At 66.6% G+C, this 19,967-nt stretch carries 24 protein-coding genes; 16 read left to right on the top strand and 8 right to left on the bottom strand.

Annotated features, from left to right (window positions below):
* The first annotated feature begins 17 nt into the window (after positions 1-17).
* The 8 genes from Y694_RS00310 to Y694_RS00280 all read left to right on the top strand — a co-directional run bounded on the left by Y694_RS00310 (position 18) and on the right by Y694_RS00280 (position 9,040).
* The gene (locus tag Y694_RS00310; RefSeq protein WP_152543353.1) at positions 18-386 is read left to right on the top strand and encodes a hypothetical protein; all 369 of its coding nucleotides are present in this window, start codon (positions 18-20) and stop codon (positions 384-386) included.
* Between the two features lie 44 nt (positions 387-430).
* Positions 431-1,318 (top strand): TolC family protein, encoded by an 888-nt coding sequence (locus tag Y694_RS25235; RefSeq protein ID WP_231497435.1) that lies wholly within the window; start codon positions 431-433, stop codon positions 1,316-1,318.
* Entirely contained in the window at positions 1,306-1,878 is a 573-nt protein-coding gene (locus Y694_RS25230) for a TolC family protein (RefSeq protein ID WP_231497434.1), read from the top strand. The genes Y694_RS25235 and Y694_RS25230 overlap by 13 nt, the downstream gene beginning before the upstream one ends.
* Positions 1,879-1,898: 20 nt before the next feature.
* A complete protein-coding gene (locus Y694_RS00300; protein WP_036228765.1) occupies positions 1,899-3,491 on the top strand; it encodes an efflux RND transporter periplasmic adaptor subunit in 1,593 nt (530 codons plus the stop codon).
* A 77-nt stretch (positions 3,492-3,568) separates the two neighbouring features.
* Positions 3,569-6,772: an efflux RND transporter permease subunit gene (locus Y694_RS00295; RefSeq protein ID WP_051495405.1), complete on the top strand. Its 3,204-nt coding sequence runs from the start codon at positions 3,569-3,571 to the stop codon at positions 6,770-6,772.
* Between the two features lie 10 nt (positions 6,773-6,782).
* Complete coding sequence (locus Y694_RS00290) at positions 6,783-7,238, top strand: DUF411 domain-containing protein (RefSeq protein ID WP_036228675.1); 456 nt, start codon at positions 6,783-6,785, stop codon at positions 7,236-7,238.
* The gene (locus tag Y694_RS00285) at positions 7,238-7,750 is read left to right on the top strand and encodes a hypothetical protein (protein WP_051495402.1); all 513 of its coding nucleotides are present in this window, start codon (positions 7,238-7,240) and stop codon (positions 7,748-7,750) included. Before Y694_RS00290 ends, Y694_RS00285 begins: the two co-directional genes overlap by 1 nt.
* A 6-nt stretch (positions 7,751-7,756) precedes the next feature.
* Positions 7,757-9,040 (top strand): MgtC/SapB family protein, encoded by a 1,284-nt coding sequence (locus Y694_RS00280; RefSeq protein ID WP_051495400.1) that lies wholly within the window; start codon positions 7,757-7,759, stop codon positions 9,038-9,040.
* Positions 9,041-9,073: 33 nt separating this feature from the next.
* Here Y694_RS00280 and Y694_RS00275 read toward each other — a convergent pair whose 3' ends face one another.
* Positions 9,074-9,307: a DUF2789 domain-containing protein gene (locus tag Y694_RS00275; RefSeq protein ID WP_036228673.1), complete on the bottom strand. Its 234-nt coding sequence runs from the start codon at positions 9,305-9,307 to the stop codon at positions 9,074-9,076.
* Between the two features lie 205 nt (positions 9,308-9,512).
* Between Y694_RS00275 and Y694_RS26955 the strand changes: the two genes are divergently transcribed.
* The 4 genes from Y694_RS26955 (at position 9,513) to Y694_RS00265 (ending at position 11,748) form a co-directional block, all read left to right on the top strand.
* Complete coding sequence (locus Y694_RS26955; protein ID WP_081771152.1) at positions 9,513-9,674, top strand: multicopper oxidase domain-containing protein; 162 nt, start codon at positions 9,513-9,515, stop codon at positions 9,672-9,674.
* A 132-nt stretch (positions 9,675-9,806) separates the two neighbouring features.
* Positions 9,807-10,334, top strand: a complete 528-nt coding sequence (locus tag Y694_RS00270) for a hypothetical protein (protein ID WP_036228672.1) — start codon at positions 9,807-9,809, stop codon at positions 10,332-10,334.
* 642 nt (positions 10,335-10,976) lie between these two features.
* Positions 10,977-11,225: a hypothetical protein gene (locus Y694_RS24600; protein WP_161727920.1), complete on the top strand. Its 249-nt coding sequence runs from the start codon at positions 10,977-10,979 to the stop codon at positions 11,223-11,225.
* Positions 11,226-11,274: 49 nt separating this feature from the next.
* Entirely contained in the window at positions 11,275-11,748 is a 474-nt protein-coding gene (locus Y694_RS00265) for a hypothetical protein (RefSeq protein WP_152543352.1), read from the top strand.
* On the opposite strand, the gene Y694_RS00260 is transcribed toward Y694_RS00265, so the two are convergent.
* The 7 genes from Y694_RS00260 to Y694_RS00240 all read right to left on the bottom strand — a co-directional run bounded on the left by Y694_RS00260 (position 11,735) and on the right by Y694_RS00240 (position 16,406).
* Positions 11,735-12,769 (bottom strand): site-specific integrase, encoded by a 1,035-nt coding sequence (locus tag Y694_RS00260; RefSeq protein WP_253950263.1) that lies wholly within the window; start codon positions 12,767-12,769, stop codon positions 11,735-11,737. The two genes, Y694_RS00265 and Y694_RS00260, sit on opposite strands and share 14 nt — an antisense overlap.
* Positions 12,652-13,011 carry a helix-turn-helix domain-containing protein gene (locus Y694_RS26950; protein WP_152543351.1) on the bottom strand — a complete coding sequence of 120 codons (360 nt, stop codon included), beginning with the start codon at positions 13,009-13,011 and terminating at the stop codon, positions 12,652-12,654. Before Y694_RS26950 ends, Y694_RS00260 begins: the two co-directional genes overlap by 118 nt.
* Positions 13,012-13,175: 164 nt before the next feature.
* Positions 13,176-13,985 (bottom strand): hypothetical protein, encoded by an 810-nt coding sequence (locus Y694_RS00255; protein ID WP_036228663.1) that lies wholly within the window; start codon positions 13,983-13,985, stop codon positions 13,176-13,178.
* 26 nt (positions 13,986-14,011) lie between these two features.
* Entirely contained in the window at positions 14,012-14,182 is a 171-nt protein-coding gene (locus Y694_RS23950; protein WP_155935764.1) for a hypothetical protein, read from the bottom strand.
* Between the two features lie 315 nt (positions 14,183-14,497).
* On the bottom strand, positions 14,498-15,076 hold the full coding sequence (locus Y694_RS23945; protein ID WP_231497433.1) for a hypothetical protein: 579 nt from the start codon (positions 15,074-15,076) through the stop codon (positions 14,498-14,500).
* Between the two features lie 6 nt (positions 15,077-15,082).
* Positions 15,083-15,385 (bottom strand): hypothetical protein, encoded by a 303-nt coding sequence (locus Y694_RS00245; RefSeq protein WP_036228657.1) that lies wholly within the window; start codon positions 15,383-15,385, stop codon positions 15,083-15,085.
* Positions 15,372-16,406: a PRTRC system protein D gene (locus Y694_RS00240; protein WP_036228655.1), complete on the bottom strand. Its 1,035-nt coding sequence runs from the start codon at positions 16,404-16,406 to the stop codon at positions 15,372-15,374. Before Y694_RS00240 ends, Y694_RS00245 begins: the two co-directional genes overlap by 14 nt.
* Before the next feature lie 644 nt (positions 16,407-17,050).
* Between Y694_RS00240 and Y694_RS23940 the strand changes: the two genes are divergently transcribed.
* From Y694_RS23940 to Y694_RS00225, 4 genes are all read left to right on the top strand, one after another.
* Positions 17,051-17,353, top strand: a complete 303-nt coding sequence (locus Y694_RS23940; RefSeq protein WP_155935762.1) for a hypothetical protein — start codon at positions 17,051-17,053, stop codon at positions 17,351-17,353.
* 89 nt (positions 17,354-17,442) lie between these two features.
* Positions 17,443-18,483 (top strand): integrase domain-containing protein, encoded by a 1,041-nt coding sequence (locus Y694_RS00235; protein ID WP_036228652.1) that lies wholly within the window; start codon positions 17,443-17,445, stop codon positions 18,481-18,483.
* Between the two features lie 17 nt (positions 18,484-18,500).
* Entirely contained in the window at positions 18,501-18,914 is a 414-nt protein-coding gene (locus Y694_RS00230) for an HIT family protein (RefSeq protein ID WP_036228650.1), read from the top strand.
* A 1-nt stretch (position 18,915) separates the two neighbouring features.
* Positions 18,916-19,893: a phosphorothioated DNA-binding restriction endonuclease gene (locus Y694_RS00225; protein ID WP_036228647.1), complete on the top strand. Its 978-nt coding sequence runs from the start codon at positions 18,916-18,918 to the stop codon at positions 19,891-19,893.
* Positions 19,894-19,967: the final 74 nt, after the last annotated feature.

The raw sequence follows: 19,967 nt of genomic DNA, 5'->3' as shown, positions 1-19,967 counted from the left end.
GCGTTGCCAACGCATGCTTGGCCGCCCAGCAATTCTCCGGGGGCGGGGACACGTTCCAGGGAGTCGTCGAAGCACAGGCCGCCGACATTGAGGTGGCTCCTGCGGGGTGCGAGCATCACTCGGTCGCAGCGCCGGATCAGTCACAGCACGGTCAGGATGACTCGTCGCCGAAATCGAACTGCGAGAGTTTCTGCGAGCGGGCCGGTGTGACGATCCCGCCGCAGAAGTCCGCTCTCGACAACTACCAGTTCCATGTCCTGCCGCCCCCGATGGCGGCTCTGACGGTGCCGGCGTCCATTGACGTGTCGGCAGATGTGCAGGCGCCGCGCCGGGAAGGCGCAAGGCCCCTGCCGATTCCGATCGCCTTCTTGCGCCTGGCGCTATAGCGGTCACGAGCACGCAGCCGGCCTGTTTTGGCCGCGCAGCTTGCGTGCATCTCGCGTTCTTTCGTCGGCCGTCCTCGAGGACGGCGCCACGGAAGACTGACTGTATCGCCGCCGTGTTCGGACCCCGGATCGCCCATGTGTCCGGCGCTCCGAGCGGCACGCAAGGAGAAGACGAAATGACAACCGTATGGGGTCAAGCGAGTACCGCATGGCCAGACATGCCGCGCTGGGCCGGCTCGCTGCTGATGGGGCTGGTTCTCTGCGCTGCCGGGCCTGTTCCCGCAGTCGCTCAAGACGCGCCGTTGGGGCGCGACCTCCCGGGACTGCTGGCCTACGCCCGAGCCCAGAGCCCTGAGCTCCGGGCCATGCGCGAGGAAGCCGAAGCCGCGGCGCAGCGTGTGGGGCCGGCGGGGGCGCTTCCCGATCCGGTGCTGCGCGTGGAGCTCATGAACATCAACAACTACGGCAATGACGCTTCGCCCAGCCTGCTGCCGTGGAAGGTCGGCGAGACCAAGTACACCTTGATGCAGTCGCTGCCGCTGTGGGGCAAGCGGGAGCTCAAGCGGGACGCCGCCGCCGCGGATGCGCGGCAGGCCGAAGCCCGCACGAATGCGAGCTGGGCCGAGCTGGCAGCTCGAATCAAGGCGGCTCACGCGGAGTACTACCGTGCCGCTGGCAACGAGCGGCTGACCACGGAGGTGCTCGGACTGATGACCCGGCTCGAGCAGGTTGCCCAGGCGCGCTATGCAGGCGGACTGGCCGCCCAGGCCGACGCGATCCGTGCGCAGTTGGAGCAGACGGCGATGCGCTCGGAGTTGATCATGATCGACAGCGAGAAGCGCCAGATTCGCGCCCGGCTGAACGCTCTGCTGGCTCGCGAAAGCGGCGCACCGCTCGCCGACCCCTGGAACTGCGCGCGGTGCCGACGCTGAACACCGCCGATGCATCGTCGTTGGCAGAGCGGGCGCGGTCGGGCAATCCGCAGCTCCAGGCAGAGCTGGCCCGGGTGTCCATCGCACAGAAGAGTCGTGACCTCACGCAGCGCAATCGCTATCCCGATCTCACCGTCGGTCTGTCCCCTTCGCAGATGGGCTCGCGCATTACCACCTGGGGCGTGATGTTCGAGATGAACATCCCGCTGCAGCAGGAAGCCCGCCGTGGTCAGGAGCGGGAAGCGGAGGCGATGGTCGCCGCGTCGCGGTCGAGAGCCGACGCGCTGCAGCAGCAGCTGGTCGGCGACCTGGCGGTGAACCTGGCCGGGCTCGAGGCCGCACGGCGCAACGAGACTCTGCTGAAGACCCAGCTGCTGCCGCAGTCGGAACTCGGCCTTCAGTCGGCGCTGGCTGCCTACGAGAACGGCAAGGCCGAGTTCGCGATGTTGCTCGAGGCGCAGCGCCAGATTCGCAAGGCCCGTCAGGAGATCCTGAAGACGCAGGTCGAGGCGCAGATGCGCCTGGCCGAGATCGAACGCATTGTGGGAGAAGAACTGTGAAGACCGCCACGACCGTCCTCATGATCGCCCTGATCGGCGCCGTCGGCGCTGGCAGCTACTGGCTGGGCTCGCAGTCGCGCAGCGCCGCGCACTCGTCCGCCAAGGCAAGCCAGGACGCGCCTTCCGCCGCAGCACCGAAGCCGCGCAAGCTGCTGTACTACCGCAATCCCATGGGGCTGGCCGACACCTCGCCAGTGCCGAAGAAGGACCCGATGGGCATGGACTACATCCCGGTCTACGAGGGCGAGGACGAGGCAACGCCCAACGCCGGGCCCGGGGCTGCGGGCCAGGTCCGCATCAGTACCGAGAAGATCCAGAAGCTGGGTGTGCGCACCGAGCCGGCAGGCATGCGCTTGCTCGGCAAGACGATCCGGGCGGCAGGCCGCATCGAGCCGGATGAGCGCCGGACCTTTGCGGTGACCGCGAAGTTCGAAGGCTACGTCGAGCGGCTGCACGTCAGTGCGACCGGCCAACCGGTGGCCAAGGGCCAGCCGCTGTTCGAGGTGTACAGCCCCGAACTGGTATCGGCGCAGCGTGAGTACGCGATCGCCATGCAAGGGCTCGAGGCGATGAAAGAGGCCGGCACGGAGGCGCAGGTGGGCATGCGCCAGCTGGCCGATTCGAGCCTCGCGCGCCTGCGCAACTGGGATCTGTCGGCGCCGCAGGTGGCGGCCTTGATGAAGTCCGGCCAGCCGCAGCGGACGATCTCGTTCCCGTCGCCGGTGTCTGGCATCGTTTCCGAGAAGAAGGCTCTGCAGGGCATGCGCTTCATGCCGGGCGAACTGCTGTACCAGGTGACCGACCTGTCGGCCGTGTGGGTGATCGCCGACGTGGCCGAGCAGGACATCGCTCTGGTCAAGACGGGTGCGAAGGCGCGCGTGACGACCACGGCGTATCCGACCGAGGGTTTCGAGGGACGCGTCACCTACGTCTACCCAACCCTGAAGGCCGAGACGCGCAGCATCCCGGTGCGTGTCGAACTGGCCAACCCCGGGCAACGTCTCAAGCCGGCGATGTTTGCCCAGGTGGAACTCGGTGTCGGTGGCAAGTCGGCGGTGCTGGCCGTTCCAGACTCCGCCGTGATCGACTCCGGCACCCGTCGGATCGTCCTCGTCCAGGTGGGCGAAGGGCGCTTCGAGCCGCGCGAGGTCGAACTCGGCGCGCGGGCGGAGAACTACGTCGAGGTGCTGAAGGGCGTGCGTGACGGTGAGCCGGTCGTCGTGGCCGCGAACTTCCTGATCGATGCCGAGAGCAACCTCAAGGCCGCGGTGGGAAGCCTCGGGGGACACGCGGGGCACGGCAGCCCGGCGGGCGGGGGCGCTGCACCAGCGGCGCCGGAGACGCCGGCAAAGTCGGTGCCGCCGGCGGCGGTCGGCCACAAGGCCGAAGGCACGGTCGACAGCGTCGACGCAAAGAACGGCACGCTGAGCCTCAACCACGGTCCGGTCGCCACGCTGAAGTGGCCGGCCATGACGATGGAGTTCAAGGCCGCCAACGCGTCGCTGCTGAGTGGCCTCAAGCCGGGTCAGGCCGTGCGATTCGAGTTCGTCGAACGGCAGCCGGGTGACTTCGTCGTGACGTCCATCGCCCCGACCGGAGCAGTCCCAACGTAGCGCCGCAGGCCAAGCCGGCCGCACCGGCGGCAAATGCGGGCAAATCCACCCACTCCGGCCACTGAGCAGGGGGCGCCATGCTGTCCAAGATCATCCAGTGGTCCGGAAGGAATCCCTTCCTGGTCCTGCTCGCAACACTGTTCATCATCATCGGTGGCATCCTGGCCGTTCTGAAGACGCCGCTGGACGCCTTGCCCGACCTGTCCGACGTGCAGGTCATCGTCTACACCGAGTACCCGGGCCAGGCACCCCAGGTGGTCGAGGACCAGGTGACCTACCCGCTGACCACCGCAATGCTGGCGGTGCCGAAGTCGAAGGTGGTGCGCGGCTTCTCGTTCTTCGGGGCCTCGTTCGTCTACGTCATCTTCGAAGACGGGACCGACATCTACTGGGCGCGCAGCCGGGTGCTGGAGTACCTGAACTTTGCGTCCGGGCGACTGCCCAAGGGCGTGTCGCCTTCGCTCGGGCCTGATGCCACCGGCGTCGGCTGGGTGTACCAGTACGCGCTGCTGGCCAAGGACCGCACGCTCGCGGAACTGCGCACCATCCAGGACTGGTATGTGCGCTACCAGCTCACCAAGGCGCCCGGTGTGGCCGAGGTCGCTTCGCTGGGCGGCTTCGTGCAGACCTACCAGGTCACGGTCGATCCGCTCAAGCTGCGCAGCTACGGCATTCCGCTGATGAAGGTGTCTCAGGTCATCCGCGACTCCAACCGCGACGTGGGCGGCCGCGTGGTCGAGATGGCCGAGACCGAGTTCATGGTCCGCGGCAAGGGCTATCTGCGCGGCAAGAACGACATCGAAACCCTGGTGCTCAAGAGCGAGGGCGGCACGCCGGTGCTGATCCGGGACGTCGCACGCGTCGAGATGGCACCCGACGAGCGGCGCGGCCTGTCGGAGCTGAACGGCGAAGGCGAGGTCGTCTCCGGCATCGCGATGTCACGCTTCGGGCAGAACGCGCTGGAGGTGATCCACAACCTCAAGACAAAGGTGGCCGAGATCTCCGCGGGGCTGCCTGACGGTGTGTCGATCCATGCCGTCTACGACCGCTCGGACCTGATCCACCGGGCCATCGACACGCTCAAGCGCACGCTGATCGAGGAGAGCCTGATCGTTGCCGTGGTCTGCGTCGTGTTCCTGATGCACGTGCGCTCGGCGCTGGTTGCCATCCTCATGCTGCCGGTGGGTGTGCTCATCTCGTTCATCGCGATGAAGTTGTTGGGCATGAACTCCAACCTCATGAGCCTGGGTGGCATCGCGATCGCCATCGGCGCGATGGTCGACGCGGCGATCGTGATGATCGAGAACGCGCACAAGCACCTCGAGCGGCTGCCGGCCGTCCACACGGTCAGGCAGCGCGCGGATGCCATGCTCGACGCCTGCAAGGAGGTGGGACCGGCGCTGTTCTTCTCGCTGCTGATCATCACGGTGTCGTTCCTGCCGGTCTTCACGCTCGAGTCGCAGGAAGGGCGGCTCTTCGCGCCGCTGGCCTACACCAAGACGTTCTCGATGGCCGGTGCGGCTCTGCTGTCGGTGACGCTGGTGCCCGTGCTGATGATGTTGTTCATCCGCGGCAAGATCATGCCGGAAGCGAAGAATCCGCTGAACCGCTTCATGATCTGGGTGTACCGCCCGATCATCGCCGGCGTGATGCGCTGGAAGAAGTTGACCATCGCGCTGGCCGTCATCGCCATGGCATTGACCTACTTCCCCGCCTCGAAGCTCGGCAGCGAGTTCATGCCGACGCTCAACGAAGGCACGCTGCTGTACATGCCGGCCTCGCTGCCGGGTATGTCCATCACCAAGGCAGCCGAGGTGCTGCAAACCCAGGACAAGATCATCAAGAGCTTCCCGGAGGTGAGTTCGGTCTACGGCAAGGCAGGCCGTGCGAACACCGCGACAGACCCAGCGCCGATCGAGATGTTCGAAACCGTGATCAACCTGAAGCCGCAGGAAGAGTGGCGGCCCGGCATGACCACCGACAAGCTGATCGCCGAGATGGACAAGGCGCTGCAGTTCCCGGGTGTGTCGAATGCCTGGACGATGCCGATCAAGGCACGCATCGACATGCTGTCCACCGGCATTCGCACGCCGATCGGCATCAAGGTCTTCGGCAAGGATCTCGGCGAGATGGAGAAGCTCGCCAAGCAGATCGAAGCGGTGGTCAAGGCGGTGCCCGGCACGACTTCGGCCTTCGCGGAGCGCCTAACGGGGGGCAGCTACCTGAACATCGAACCCAACCGCGAGGCACTGGCCCGCTATGGCCTTTCGGTCGGTGAACTGCAGGACATCATCGGGACTGCGCTCGGTGGCGAGATGGTCACGACGACGGTCGAGGGGCGCGAACGCTTCGGCGTGACGGTGCGGTACCCGCGCGAGCTGCGCACGCACCCGGAGCAGATCGAGCGCGAGGTGCTGGTGCCCACGATGGGCGGTGCGATGGTGCCGCTCGGCCAGGTCGCGAAGGTGACGGTCGCGCGGGGGACCCCTGGCATCCGCACCGAGAACGCGCTGCTGTCGGCCTACATCTTCGTCGACATCCGCGACCGCGACATCGGCTCGTACGTGGCCGACGCGCGCAAGGCGGTGGCCGACCAGGTGAAGTTCCCGCCGGGCTACTACATCACATGGAGCGGCCAGTTCGAGTACATGGAACGCGCCGTCCAGAAGATGAAGATCGTCATTCCGGTCACCCTGCTGACGATCTTCCTGCTGCTGTACCTGAACTTCAGGCGACTGACCGAGACGCTGATCGTCATGCTGTCGGTGCCCTTTGCGCTGGTGGGCGGCGTGTGGCTGATGTGGTGGCTGGGCTACAACCTGTCGGTGGCCGTCGCCGTGGGCTTCATCGCGCTGGCCGGCGTCGCGGCCGAGACCGGCGTCGTGATGCTGATCTACCTCGACCATGCCTGGGAACAGGCACGCGAGCGCTGCCGAGCCGAGGGGCGTGTTCCGGGCCCGTCCGACCTCTACGGCGCGGTCATGGAAGGCGCGGTCGAGCGCGTGCGGCCGAAGATGATGACGGTGGTGGCCATCATGGCCGGCCTGCTGCCGATCATGTGGGGCAGTGGCACCGGCTCCGAAGTCATGAGCCGCATCGCCGCACCGATGGTCGGCGGCATGATTTCGTCCACGATCCTCACGCTGGGCGTGATCCCGGCGCTGTATGCCCTGGTCAAGCAGTGGCAGCTGAAGCGGGAGGCGCGCCGGTGCGCCTCGGCGGACTCGTCCGTCGGGGATGCCACGCGCACCGAGTTGGTCGAGCCCGCCCCGATTACCTGAGGAGGAAATCATGAAACGTCGCGAGATCCTGCAATGGACCGGCACCCTGGTCGCACTTGCGCCGTGGGCCGCGCGCTCGAAAACGACCGCTGACGAGATCCAGGTGTTCAAGGGCCGATCCTGCGGATGCTGCGCGGTGTGGGTCAGACATTTGCGAGAGGCCGGTTTCGGCGTCGCCGTGGTGGATGTTCACAGCGCGGTTGTCGAGCGCAGGCGGCTTGGCATGCCCGATCGCTACGGCAGCTGCCATACGGCAACGGTCGGGGGCTACGTCCTCGAGGGACATGTGCCGGCAGCGGACATCAGGCGACTGCTGGACACGCGGCCGAAGGCCCTGGGTCTGGCCGTGCCGGGCATGCCCGCTTCAGCGCCGGGCATGGAAGTACCTGGTCGGCACGAGCCCTATCAGGTTCTGCTGGTCGATGCGGCGGAACAGGCCACGGTCTTCGCGAGTCATCGGGGCTGATGGCTCAGGTGCCGCTCACGGGAGGAGCCAGCGCGCTCCGGGCGATCGCGCCCGAGGCGAGCATCGCGCTGTTTGCCCTGCTGGTGAACTTCCCCTGGGAGATGCTGCAAGCGCCCTTGTTCGCGGGTCACGCGCAGGCGCCACATCTCATCGTCGTCCTGAGCTGTCTCCAGGCGACGGTCGGGGATGCGGCGATCATGCTCGTCGCGCACGGGCTCGCCAGTTGGTTCGCCGGCGATCGACGCTGGCTTCTCGCGCCGACCGCCGCCGACCTGGCACGATTGAGCACGACCGGCATCGTCGTGACGGTCGGCATCGAGTGGTTCGCGACGCGGGGCTGGTGGGTGCAGGCGTGGTCGTACTCGGCATTGATGCCGGTCGTGCCCGGACTTGGGGTCGGGCTCGCGCCCTTGGTCCAGTGGTTCATCCTCCCTCCGCTGGTGGCGTGGCTCGCGAAACGCCATCTGCATGGAACGCTTTCCATCGGACGGACACTGCCCGGCCGGGGCTGAAGCAGCATGACAACGGCATCGATCGAAACCTGGACGACGGCAGAAGGTCTCGTCGCAGCGCTTGCAGTGGGTCTCTTGATCGGCGTCGAGCGCGGTTGGCGAGATCGCGATCTGGCCGAAGGCGGCCGCGTGGCAGGGCTTCGCACCTTCGCGCTGGTCGGTCTCCTGGGTGGTGTGCTGGGATCTCTCGCCGCGGACCTGGGTGCCTGGATCCTGCCCGGCGGATTCGTCGGACTGTCGCTGCTGCTGGCCGTGTCGTACCGTGAGGCCGCCCGGAAGACGGGCAATCTGAGCGTGACGACGGCAGTCGCCACCCTGCTGGCTTTCATGCTGGGCGTGCTGGCGGCACGCGGCGCGCCGGCCTTGGCGCTGGCGGCCGCGGTGGTCACGACGGTGCTGCTGAACCTGAAGCCGACGCTGCACGCATGGCTGCAACGCGTCGAGTCTCGTGAGCTCAGCGCGGCTCTGCAATTGCTCGTCCTGTCGGTGGTCATCCTGCCCAACCTGCCGGACGCCGGATACGGGCCCTATCAAGCGCTGAATCCGTACCGACTCTGGTGGGCGGTGGTTCTGATTGCAGGGCTTTCGCTGGCAGGTCACTTCGCGATGAGGCTAACCGGCGCGCAACGCGGCATCTTCCTGACGGGCCTGCTCGGCGGGCTGGCGTCGTCGACTGCGGCGACGCTCGCGCTCGCTCGGCAGGCGCGCCGTCAGCCTGCCCTGGCGGATGCCGCGGCCGCGGGAGCCCTGGCCGCCTGCGGCGTGATGTTCCTGCGCATGGCGGTGCTGGTCGCGTTGATTCAGCCATCGCTGCTGCAACGCCTGGGCGTCCCGATGTTGGTCACGGGCTCGGCCCTGATTCTGTTGGCCAGCTGGCATTGGCGTCGACAACTGAAGTCCGCAGGCCCTGTCGAGGAGGTCGAGCCCGTCGCGACCTTCGACCTGGGCACCGCGCTGGCGTTCGGCGGTTTCCTCGCTGCCATGGCGGTGCTGGTGCCGGCGGCAAGGCAATGGCTGGGAGATGCCGGCATCTACGCCTTGGCGGCAGTCTCCGGGCTGGCCGACGTCGATGCGACGGTGATCTCGATGTCGCGCGCACAGGCAAACGGTGCTTTGAGCGTGGGAACCACCGTCGTGGCGATCGGGCTGACCACGCTGGTCAACATGGGCACGAAGGCCGGCATCGCCTGGACCACCGGTGGCGCCGCGGTGGGGCGGCCCGTGCTGCGCGGGTACGCGATCGGCATGGGGATCGGCGCGCTCGCCGCGTTTGCCGTCATGTTCCTGTGAGCATGGCCGCGCCGGGCGATACGGCGTCGGCGACTAGGAGTGAAGTGCAGCGTTCAACTGGTCGGCGAGCTCCGCCCAATCGGCGTCCTGCCCGATGAGGTCGCGCAGCAGCTGGCGTTGCGACTGCGTCCAGAACTCGGCGTCCTCGATGCGGGTGCCGCCGGGAAGTGGCCGGTGCGTCGATATGAATTGACGGATTCCGTCCTCGCTGGTGGGCAGTCCGAGTTGGGCAAACAACTCCGTGAAGCGGTGAAACGGCTTTTCCATGTCCTGAACCTCGTCGTCAGCGAATTGTCGTTCGTTTGCGTTCGCCAGAGGTCGCCGCGACTGCCGGTTTCAGAGACGATCCACTGGCGCCGTGGGACTGTGGTGGTGATCGGCGCGTCGCTGCCGGGTTTCGCGCTGGCGGCTGCCCCGAGGGCCGAAGTACAGGTGTTCAAGAGCCGCAGCTGCAGTTGTTGCGCGGTTTGGGTTGGGTACCTTCGCGAGGCCGGGTTCACTGTTGCGGCGCTGGACGTGCACAACGCGTCAGTCGAACGCCGGCGCCTGGGCATGCCCGACCGTTCTCATGTTTCATTGCCACATCCTCGAGCACGAGGACACTGGCATGATGGGGCAGTTCACCACGGTGTAGTTTGAGTCTCCACGCTCGGACGACAAGTCGGCGCCTCGTCAGTACAGGGTTCCCTCTCAGCGAGGTGGACGGGTCAGCGATCGTCGTGGGCGCGATGTAGTGACCGGGGAGGCCAACTATGATTCCGGCCGCATGCTCACGAACAAGAACGAGGTGCTGGCCGCTGCGCTGGACCAGACCAACACCTGGTTGGCCCAGACGCTCGGTAGGCCGGATCTTCAACTGCAGTTGATCAGCCAGCCGATCGCCAGAGCAGCCGCGATGCAGTTTGAGCGAGGCGGCGGGCCAAGGCGGAAGGTGCACTGGAACTGGGAAGAAATCTTCTTCTCGCGAGTGCGGCACCAGGACGCCTGGATGTACGCGATGGTGCGTGCGGGCCGCCCGCGCGCGATGTGCTACGGGCGCATCCAGGTCAAGGGCGGCCATGTGTCGCTTGAATACCTTGAGCGCACGCCTTACGCACGTGGAATCCGCGGCGTCACCGCGCCGACAGCTTTCCAGTTCGCCCGTGCAGTTGCCCTGCTGCTCGACCTCAGGGAAGTTCGACTCAATGAGCCGTTCCCGTGCCTTGTGCGGTATTACGAACGGGTGCTGGAGGGGGCCATTCGACACCCTGCGGTGGGTCCGGTAAAGTACCTGTCTGTGAAGGTTGCACTATGAAGCGCGTACGAGTTGCTCCCGGAAAGTTTGTCGTCGTCTCCCAGGGGATGGCGGACAAAGCCGCGCGTGTGTTTGCCTCAGGCGCGTTCACCCGGGATCAGGTCCGCGAAATGGCCGCGGCCGAGCCTAAGAGTGCGAGCGGAGTGTTCCTGGGCAAGTCCACGGCCAAGCGAGCGGGAGCCTTGTCGGGTAAGAACGGTACTCTTGTGCGCCAGAGCACCGGCCACGTTGTGGTGGCGGGCGCTGACAGAGCGCCGACCAAGCGCAAGGCTGCGTAGGGCTGTAGCTGCACCGTACGGAGCGCATCTGTTCGGCTATGCACGCCCCGAGTTGACATAAACATTAAAGTCGCTCATTCGGCTTGCTTGCGACTACTGTGCCGAGGCGGCGCATGGTGGCGGCTGCGCCATTGGCTCGCCCTGGCCAAAGTCCTCGACGCAACGCTGTCGTGGGCCGCACCGCGTCCCTGGCGGAGACCGCGAATCGCTGGACCACGAGTTCGGTGGACGACTGGCGATCCGCGCCATCATTCTTACTGAGTCTCGCTCCCGCCGCACATGGCCGTTGCGCCGGGGCAGTCAAATGCGCATGATGCTTCCATCTTAAATGCGATAGAACCGTCGCCAAGACAAGACCACCCACGTGAACGGAATGAGCCCCAGCGACGCCAGCCGAGCCAAACTGATGCGAACCGTTCATCGGACAGCAGCCCACAGCCGATGGCTCGCCACCGAGATCCAGGACGCGCTGAACGATCCGCGGCTAAGCCTCCCTCTCGAAGAGGCCATGGCCGCCATGGAGGCTGAGATCGACGCGGTCGATCGCGTGTCCGCCATCGATTGCGCTCCCGCTCAAAAGCCTTACCCTTCCAGAGCCCCGCGTCGACAGTGAACTGTCAGCATGTTCTTCGCCCGGTGAGTTCCTTGCAGGAGTTTTGCGCGTGAAGTTGCCCGGCGATATCGAGGATCAGGGGTCGACACGTGGCGGCCTGGTAGCTGCTCAGGCCCGCGGCGCAGCGGCTCGGGCCCGGTGGATCGAGGAAGGACTCGTCGTGCCCGGTCCGAAGCTGGCACAGGCGTGGGGCATCCCTCAGGAGACCCTGGCGACGGCCGCCGCAAGTGGCGAGGTGGTCAGCATCGCCATCGACGGTGGCGAGTACTTCCCCGAGGCGTTGCTGAGCCTGGATCGTTTGACCGCAGGTGCGATCTGCCGCGCACTGCCGCAGATCCATGACACCGAGAGGCTGATGTTCTGGCTGCGCGACCATGGGGCCCTCGGCGGCAAGCATCCGGCCGCGGCCCTGAAGGCCGGAACCCCGATTGACCAGGTGATCGCACTTGCACGAGCCTGGGCGCGCGAGAGGACGGAGGGCGGCAGCCCGATGGATGCGAAGCCCGACTCTATGTGCGCTTGACCGGCTTGACGCTCTGCAGAGGCGTAGGCTCCACGTCCTTTCGCAGCAGTTCGTCGATCACCGCCGCATGCCGCGCCAGATGCTCCGGCGCCAGGTGCGCGTACCGCTCCACCATCGAGTCCGACTTCCACCCGCCCATCTCCTTGATCATGCCCTTGGGCACGCCGTTCTGGATCAGCAGGCTGGCCCAGGTGTGGCGGGTGTCGTGGAAGCGGAAGTTCTCGATGCCCGATTTCTTCAGCGCGTTGCGCCAGGCGGTGTTCACCGTGGCGTTCAGCCGCTTGCCCTTGTAGACGAAGACGTATTCGTCGTGCTTGCCGATCTGCGCGCGCAGGATCTCCATGGCCGTGGCGTTGAGCGGTATGCCTAGGGTCTTGCGGCTCTTGATGTCGCTGGCCGCCACGGTCATCACCTGGCGCTGCATGTCTATCTGGCTCCACTTCAGGCCCAGCACGTTGGCGCGCCGCAGGCCGGTGGCGATGGTGAAGCGCGTCAGTGAACCCAGGTGCTCGGGCAGGTTGCGCAGGAAGGTGTCGATCTCGGTGGGCGTGAGGTAGCGCACCCGGCCCTCGGGCTCGCGGTGCAGCCGGATGGTGGGCACGCTGTCGATCCAGTTCCACTCGCGCATGGCCCGCCGCAGGATGGACCGCAGCAACTGGTAGTAGCGGTTGCGCGTGGCCGGTGCCTTGTCGCCCTTCTGGCCCTCCACCACGGCCTGCATGCGGTCCCAGGTCAGCTCGGTCAGCGGCAGGCGCTTGAAGAACGGAGTGAGGAACTCGATCTTCTTCGCGTCGTCGCGGATCGACGCCTTGTGGCCCTGCTCGTTCAGCCAGCGCAGGGCCGCGTCTTCCCAGGTGTAGCGTGGCTTGTCGCCCAGCTTGGCCTGGCGCCACAGGTCGTGCTTCAGCCGGTCGTGGAGTTCCTTCGCGGCCTTGCGGTCAGTTGTCTCAGCCGACTGTCTAACGCGCTGGCCACCTGGCGCGGTGATGTCGATCCACCAGGTTGTGCCTCGTTTGAGGATGCCCATTTCCTGCCTCCAATGCGTTCACATGCGTCGCGATGGCCCTGCGCCCGTAGCTGCACGGCCTCGGTGCCTTGCTGCACGAAGGCATCGATGGCGGCCTGGGTCACTTTCCAGCGCCGGCCGATCTGCATCGCTTTCAGCTGGCCGGTGTTCACCAGGTTCCAGGCGGTGGAGTAGTCCACGCGCAGCATCGTCGCCGTCTCGCGCAGGTCGTAGAAGAGAGGTGTCACTGCAGTCATGTCCGTGCCTTCCTGCTGCGCGCAGCCGGGTCAGTTGGATCTGCTGCTTCGCGGCCGGCGTCAGATCAAAGATCGCACGGTGCTAGAGGCGTCAAGTTCACAGTCGTCCCCGCGGGCGCCTCGCGCACGGGGTGTAGGGTGGGATGGGTTCGCTTCGCGGTGGATCAGGCGCGCAGGGCGTCGAGGTCGGCCATCAGACGGCGCTTGCCGTACAGGCACATGCCGCGCACGCACGCGTGCATCGGCTCGGCGGCCACGTGCACGGACTGCCGATGGAACAGGCCTTCCGCGGCCTGCAGGAAGTAGGCAGCGCCGCCGCCAGCCACCCACACGCTCTGCGGGGTCGGCAGTTCGGTCAGTGCTTGCGTGATGCCGCCCAGCATCCGGCGGGCCCGGCCATGGATCCACGGCCAGTGAAGCTGCAGGTCATGCAGTTGTCCGCTCGCCCGCACGGGCTTGCCATGGCGTAGCGCTTGATCAATGGCATCGAGCCGGCCGTCGCCGCTGGGGGAACCCTGGCCGATCTGGTCGTCCACGGTGCGCAGCAGGTTGGCAACGCCGTGGTATTCGGTGCCGCCGGCCAGTGGCTCCAGGTCACGGCCGCGGTACAGCGCCCATTCCAGGCTGCCGAAGCCCGCCACCAGCACCAACGACACCTGCGTCTCGTCGAGCTCGGGCGAGTCAAGCCATTCGATGGCGCTGGCCGCGGTCTGGGCCAATATTTCCACGCGTGCCACGGTGACGCTGGCGTTGGCCGCGGTGCGCACCGGTCGACTCAGCCAGTCGCGGATCTGCGGCTCCAGGGCATCGCGTTCCCGCATGGGCACGGTCAGCACCAGCAAGTCGATGAAGGGCTCCTCGATGAAGGCCAGCGCGCCGGCGACGCAGGCGCGGTAGTCGTCGGTGGCCGCAAAGCCTTCTGATTGCAAGTGAAAGATCGCATCGCCCAGTGCCGCTTCGATGTCCGGGCCCACCTCGACCAGGTGGGCACCGAAGGGGATCAGGCATTGCGCCGCGGGGACCTGAGCCTGCTGCAGCGGCTGTCGTGAAAGACGATGTCCGTGAGCGACGGGAAGACTTCGATGTCCGCATGCTGGCCTGGGCGCAGCTTGCTGAACTTCGTGAAGCCGCAACCGGCGTCGATGGCGGCGATGACAGGGCTCTTCGTCATGGTGGTGCTCCGCTTCGGCCTTGCAGGCCAAGGTTCAAAGGTTTGGCCGTCGATGGGCCACAGGCCAGCCACACGCCGAGTCCAGAAATTCGCCTGGCGCGCGATTCAAGCCGGATGGGGGGATGCGCCCCGGGCGGGGCGATTCGATTGAAGTGCGGGTCACGACCGCTAACGCCGCCCTATGCGGTGGATAGGGCGGAGGGCATGGCAAGGTGCGCATGCCCGTGCGCAGTGAATCTACGCCCGTCTTCGGCGCCTGCCAAGCAGGCTCGCTGGTCGGGCCACAACCCGACCCTACACGGGCTGCAGGTGGTTTCAGCGGCGCGGCTTGAAGGGCTTGACGACGTCTTCCACCTGAATCGGGTCCAGCATCTCTTCGACCTGGTTGGCCAGGCTGACCTGGTAGTGGCGGCGGCTCAGCATCGCCACCGGGCCGTACAGCGCCAGCAGCGGCAAGCCGATCAGCAGGACCATCGGATGCCAGTAGGCGCCGAGCATCAGCGCGCCGAACGATCCGAACACGATGACCACGACATCGATGCTCCGAAGCAGCGCGATCGGATTCTCCAGCACGAAGTTCACGCGCATGCCGATGCTCAGGTTGTACAGGCCCACGCCACGCCCGCCGTAGTGGATGACTGTGACGGCATGGCCCGCACGCGCCGGCATGCAACGGCTGTAGACGACGATCTTGTGCTCGCGATTGCTGGCGTCGGCCAGCCACAGCTCCCAGCGCTCGCGCGAGGGATCGTCGTCGCGCAGGCCGGGGATGCGGTTGAGGTAGCGGCGCGCTCGATGAGACGACCGGTCAGCGTTTCCAGGACGTACATGGGGACTCCCAGGCGAAGGTTCACCTGAAAGTCCCATGGGTTTGGCTGCGGTCAAGGCTTGCACCGTCGGCTACTCCGGCAGTGGATCGTCGAAGATGCCGCCGGCCGACGGGCTGGCAGGTGGCGATGCCGGCCTGAGCAGTGCGCCATGCTTGGCCTCTCCACCGCGCCTTTCCTGTTCGACCAGGACGCCCAGGTAGGCCAGCGTGCGGAAGCGCTCGGCACGGCGCCGGCCCTTCGGCAGCCTTGCCAGGTCTTCATACAGCGGGCCGTGCTGCCAGGCGCCCACCTGGGCGTAGAACTCCAGCATCGGCTCGTCGCGGCCCGCACTCGCCGGGCCAGGCGCTTCATCGTCAACTTCACTGCGCTTCATGGTGTGCTCCTTGGCTGGCATCGGTGGGGGCCTGGGCGCGCAGTCGGTCGACGCCGGCACGCTGGAAGCCGCGCACGTTGGCGTAGAACGGGTCGGCCAGTTCCAGCACCGGCTGCTTCTTGAAGGCGTCCCGCAGCGCCTTTCGGAAGAGATGCGCGCCGCCACCGCTCAGCACGATGTTGGCGAAGCGGTACTTGCCGCCAATGGAATTGGTCAAGGCCTGGATGCCTTCGACGGCAATGCGCTCGGCGATGGGCATGTAGCGCTGGATCTCGCGAGCCTTGCCGTAGGTCGTCAGGCTCCTGCCGGTGCGCAAGGCCTCGTCCACGGTGTGCGGTTCGTCGTAGCGCTCGCCGATCTCGCGCGAGATGGCGTCGCAGATCGCCGACACCACATCGTGCACGCCGTACTGCGCCGAGTAGCTGCGGTTGGCCACCAGGCGCAGGCCGCGTGCCGTCAACCAGTCCAGCGTGCGTGTGCCGCAATCGATGATCAGGTTTTCCTGCTGACCGATCTGGTCCAGCAGGCCATGCTCCTCGGCATAGGCCACCAGCGCACCTTGCGGCTGCGCCACCACCAGCGCCTTGTGCACCCGCACCTTGCGGCCCTTGCCCACGTCATGCTCACCCACGCACAGGCGTTCCAGCGCCGATTTGCGAGCAGTGAACTCGGAGACCGGCAGACCCACTACCAGCACGTCGATCTCGTCGGCCTGCATGTAGTTCAGTGCGCCGAGCATCAAGGCCTTGTAATCGGCCGATTGCGTGTAGCCCTCGACCGACAGGATGGGTTTGCTGCGCGCGCCGACCGACAACACATCCGGCCCCACCTCGTAGAAAAACTGGCCCACCCGCACCGACACCGTCCGCCGCGGCGCCAGCAGCGGGCGTGCGGTGTGCGGATCGACGCTGGCCAGGGCCAGCGAAGGAAAGCTGGCGTATCGGAGCTCGCCGCTCGCGTTGACGGTGGTGAACTTCGTGTGGCCGAAGCCGAGATCAATGGCCCTGACTGTGCTACCCATGGGACCTCCAGCAGCCGTGGTGCCGACATGGCTCTACTGTTGCCAACGCGGCCAATCACGTCCACTCGAAAGGCGGGTCGAAGTCCCCCCGGAAATCGGCCGTCGATTCCCGGGGCCACGCTCAGCGGCACGATTTGCTTCAGCGAAGTGGGGCTGCAGCCCGAGTGATACGGCTGTCCGATCGCTTGTTTCGGCCCTCAGGTTCGTTTCCGGTGCGTCTGCGACCCGACCAGCAAGTCCGGCACGATCAGGCTTCGGAGAGAGAGGTATGGAATCCATTCGTCAACCCCAGGGGGCTTGCAGGTCTCACGCAGGTATTGGCGCCGTAACGGCACTTTTCGCGCTTGCAAGGGCGGCGACCTTCGCGCATGCTTGCATCGCCTTTGGCACCGGGCAGCTGGCCCACCGGGCGCATCGAGCGCGAATGGCAAGCCCTCCAGAGCACCTTCGGGTGCACGAGCCTTCGGGCTCTGATCCCCGGCCTGTCAACCCGACAGCCGATGACGACGGCGGCAGCGACCTTGGTCGATGCTGACCTGCAAGCCCCCGGCCCCCGAGCCACGCGGGCTTGATGCGCGCGACCCTGATCGCGCAACTGCAGCGGGCACGCGATGCCTGCTGGAAGACTCCCCAACGACTGCTGCGTGCGCGCCTACAAGGCGCCGACGAACACCGACACGATCGGGTTCGCCGGTGTGCACGCACGCATGGCGCGCCAGGTGGCACTGGCGCACTCAGGCCATGCGGCAGATCGTGAAGCCCTGAAGCGCCCCGAGCGCTTCAGCATGGGTGACGCCCATGCACCTGCTGCGCAGCGTGGCCACCAACGTGGCCATTCCCCTGCGCCCCGCCTTGAGCGGGCTGCCACGGCGCCAGACGCCGTGTTTGGGCGATCACTTTTACGACTGGCCTGCGCCCATGCCGATGACGGCAAGCGCGAACCCTGAGAACCTGAATGCGCCTGGCACCGGCGGGACGGTGCCGCACGAACCCACCCGCCCACTGGCCGCGCCAGCGGCCTGAACGGAGCACCACCATGCGTGACCTCGACCCGCGCACCGTCAACCTGCGCACCCTGCCGATTCAGATCGGCAGGCGAGGCTTCGTCCTGAACGCGCTGTTCGTCCAGAACAACTTCCGCCACGCGGTCAAGGACAAAGGTGTCTCCCACGACACCATGGAAGACCGACGGCAGTACATCTACCGCGCCTTCCACTACCTGGAGCACAACGACATCAAGAGCTTCAAGCTCGACCCGCGCTCGCTCGGCGACCGGCATGTGCGCTTCTTGTTCGCCGACATGGAACGGCGCGCCAAGGCCGGCGAGCTCGGGCCTTCCGCCATCCAGAAGGCGCACAGCTACCTTCACACGTTTTCGGGTTGGATCGACAAGCCGTGGCTGGTGCTGCCGATCGGCGCCTACATCAGCGACGAGACCCTCTACCGCCGCAGCTACGTGACCAAGCACAGCAAGGCCTGGGACGACAACGGCGTGGTGCCCGACGAGGTGATCGCGGCCGTTGCCGAGTTCGACGAGCGCGTGGCCGTGCAGATCGAGCTGATGAAGGAGTTCGGCCTGCGCTGCAAGGAAGCGGTGATGTTCCGCCCCCACCAGGACATCGTGACTGCGGCCCAGGCCGGCAAGGCGGCTGCCGGCGCGGCGGAATACCTGCAGCTGCGGCGCGGCACCAAGGGCGGCCGGCTGCGCTACGTGCCCGTGGTCACGCCGACCCAGCTTGCCGCGATCGAGCACGCCCGCCGCGTGGCGCCCGGCGAGAACGACAGCCTCAGCGATCCACGCTACCAGCTCGTCCGGGCCATCCGGCACCAGCGCTACGTGATGGAGCTGTTCGGCCTGACCAAGGCCATGCTCGGCGTGACGGCGCATGGCCTGCGGCATGGGTATGCGGCCGAGCGATACGAAGCTGAAGCCGGTGTGGCACCGCCGGTGGCCACCGACGAGCGCGCCGATGCGGCCGTGGATCTGGCGGCGCGGCGCCTGGTCTCGGAGTCACTCGGGCATTCGAGGGGCCAGATCACATCGGTGTACCTGGGTTCGAGCCGCGCTCGGCGCTGAGTTACGCTTGTTCGCCCATGTCGACGCCTGCTGCCACTGTCTGCCCGTTCTGTACCTTGCCACTCGCCAGGATCGTGCATGCCAACCAATTCGCTGTGGTCATCCGGGATGCCTACCCTGTGTCACCCGGCCACACGCTGGTGCTGCCGCGCCGGCACAAAGGGAGCTTCTTCGAGCTTGAACCACCCGAGCGCGACGCCGTCTTCGAGTTGCTCGACGTGGCACGACGCGACCTGGACCAGTCGCTGCACCCCGATGGCTACAGCATTGGCATCAACGATGGCCCGGCCGCCGGGCAGACCGTGCCACACCTGCATGTGCACCTGATCCCGCGCTACAACGGCGACCTGGCCGATCCGCGTGGTGGTGTGCGGTGGATCTTTCCGGAGCGTGCTGACTACTGGTCTGCCCGTGGCGGTGAGCCGGTTTGAGATGAAGACAGCCGCGCAGGTGCTGGAGGCCTTCGACAACATCCGTCGCGCACAACGGGCCGGTGTGTACGCCCCGCACAAGCCGCTGCTGATCCTGCTGGCGCTGGCACGGGTGCAGCGCAACGAGCCAAGGCTGGTGGAGTTCACCACCATCGACACATCGCTGCAGGCACTGCTCACCGAGTTCGGCCCCAGCGGCGCCGCGAAGTCGCGCCACTATCCTTTCTGGCACCTTGCCACTGATGGCCAGGGGGCGCTGTGGTCGCTGAATGGCCCTCGAGAGTTGCTCGGGCGACCAGCCGGCGCCACGCCCAACCTCGGCGAGCTGAGGACGCACCATGTGCAGGGCGGCTTCCCGCCGGAGGTGGACGAAGCCTTGCGCAAGGTGCCGGGTCTGCTGGAGGCTGTGGCGGCGCGTGTGCTGGAGACTTACTTCCCCGCAACGCTGCATGCTGACATCCCAGCCGCCGTCGGTCTGGACCTAGACCGCCAGGTCGCACACCTGGCCAGCGAGCCGGACGTGCCGACTTACGGCCAGGCAGAACGCCGCAGGCGCGACCCCGGCTTCCGCGAACGTGTGCTGCGCGCTTACGAGTACCGGTGCTGCGTCTGCGGCTTCGACCTGCGCATCGGCCAGGTGAGTGCGGGCCTGGAGGCCGCCCACATCCAGTGGCATCACGTCGGCGGGCCCGATATCGAACCCAACGGCCTGGCCCTGTGCGCGCTGCACCACAAGCTGTTCGACCTGGGGGCGTTCACGGTCGAGCCCACCGAGCACCGCGTCATCTTCAGCCAGCACGCGATGGCCGGAGACCGCAGCCAGCAGGGCGAGTTGCGACATCACGGGCAGCGCCTGCTGGCACCGCAGCAGGTGGACATGCGGCCGGCGCCGCCCTTCCTAGCGTGGAACCAGAAGAACGTGTTCAAAGCACCGGCACGTAAGGTCGCCGATGCTGGCCGTCACTCGCATTCGACCTGATCGAATTTTTGGCAGTAGGCGGAGCGCTTCGGCCCGTTCAACTGCCGAAGGACACCCCGACACTGAGGCGGCTG

Source organism: Methylibium sp. T29-B (assembly GCF_000576225.1).
Classification (GTDB): Bacteria; Pseudomonadota; Gammaproteobacteria; order Burkholderiales; family Burkholderiaceae_C; genus Methylibium; species Methylibium petroleiphilum.
This window is presented reverse-complemented; position numbering and strand designations above follow the sequence as displayed.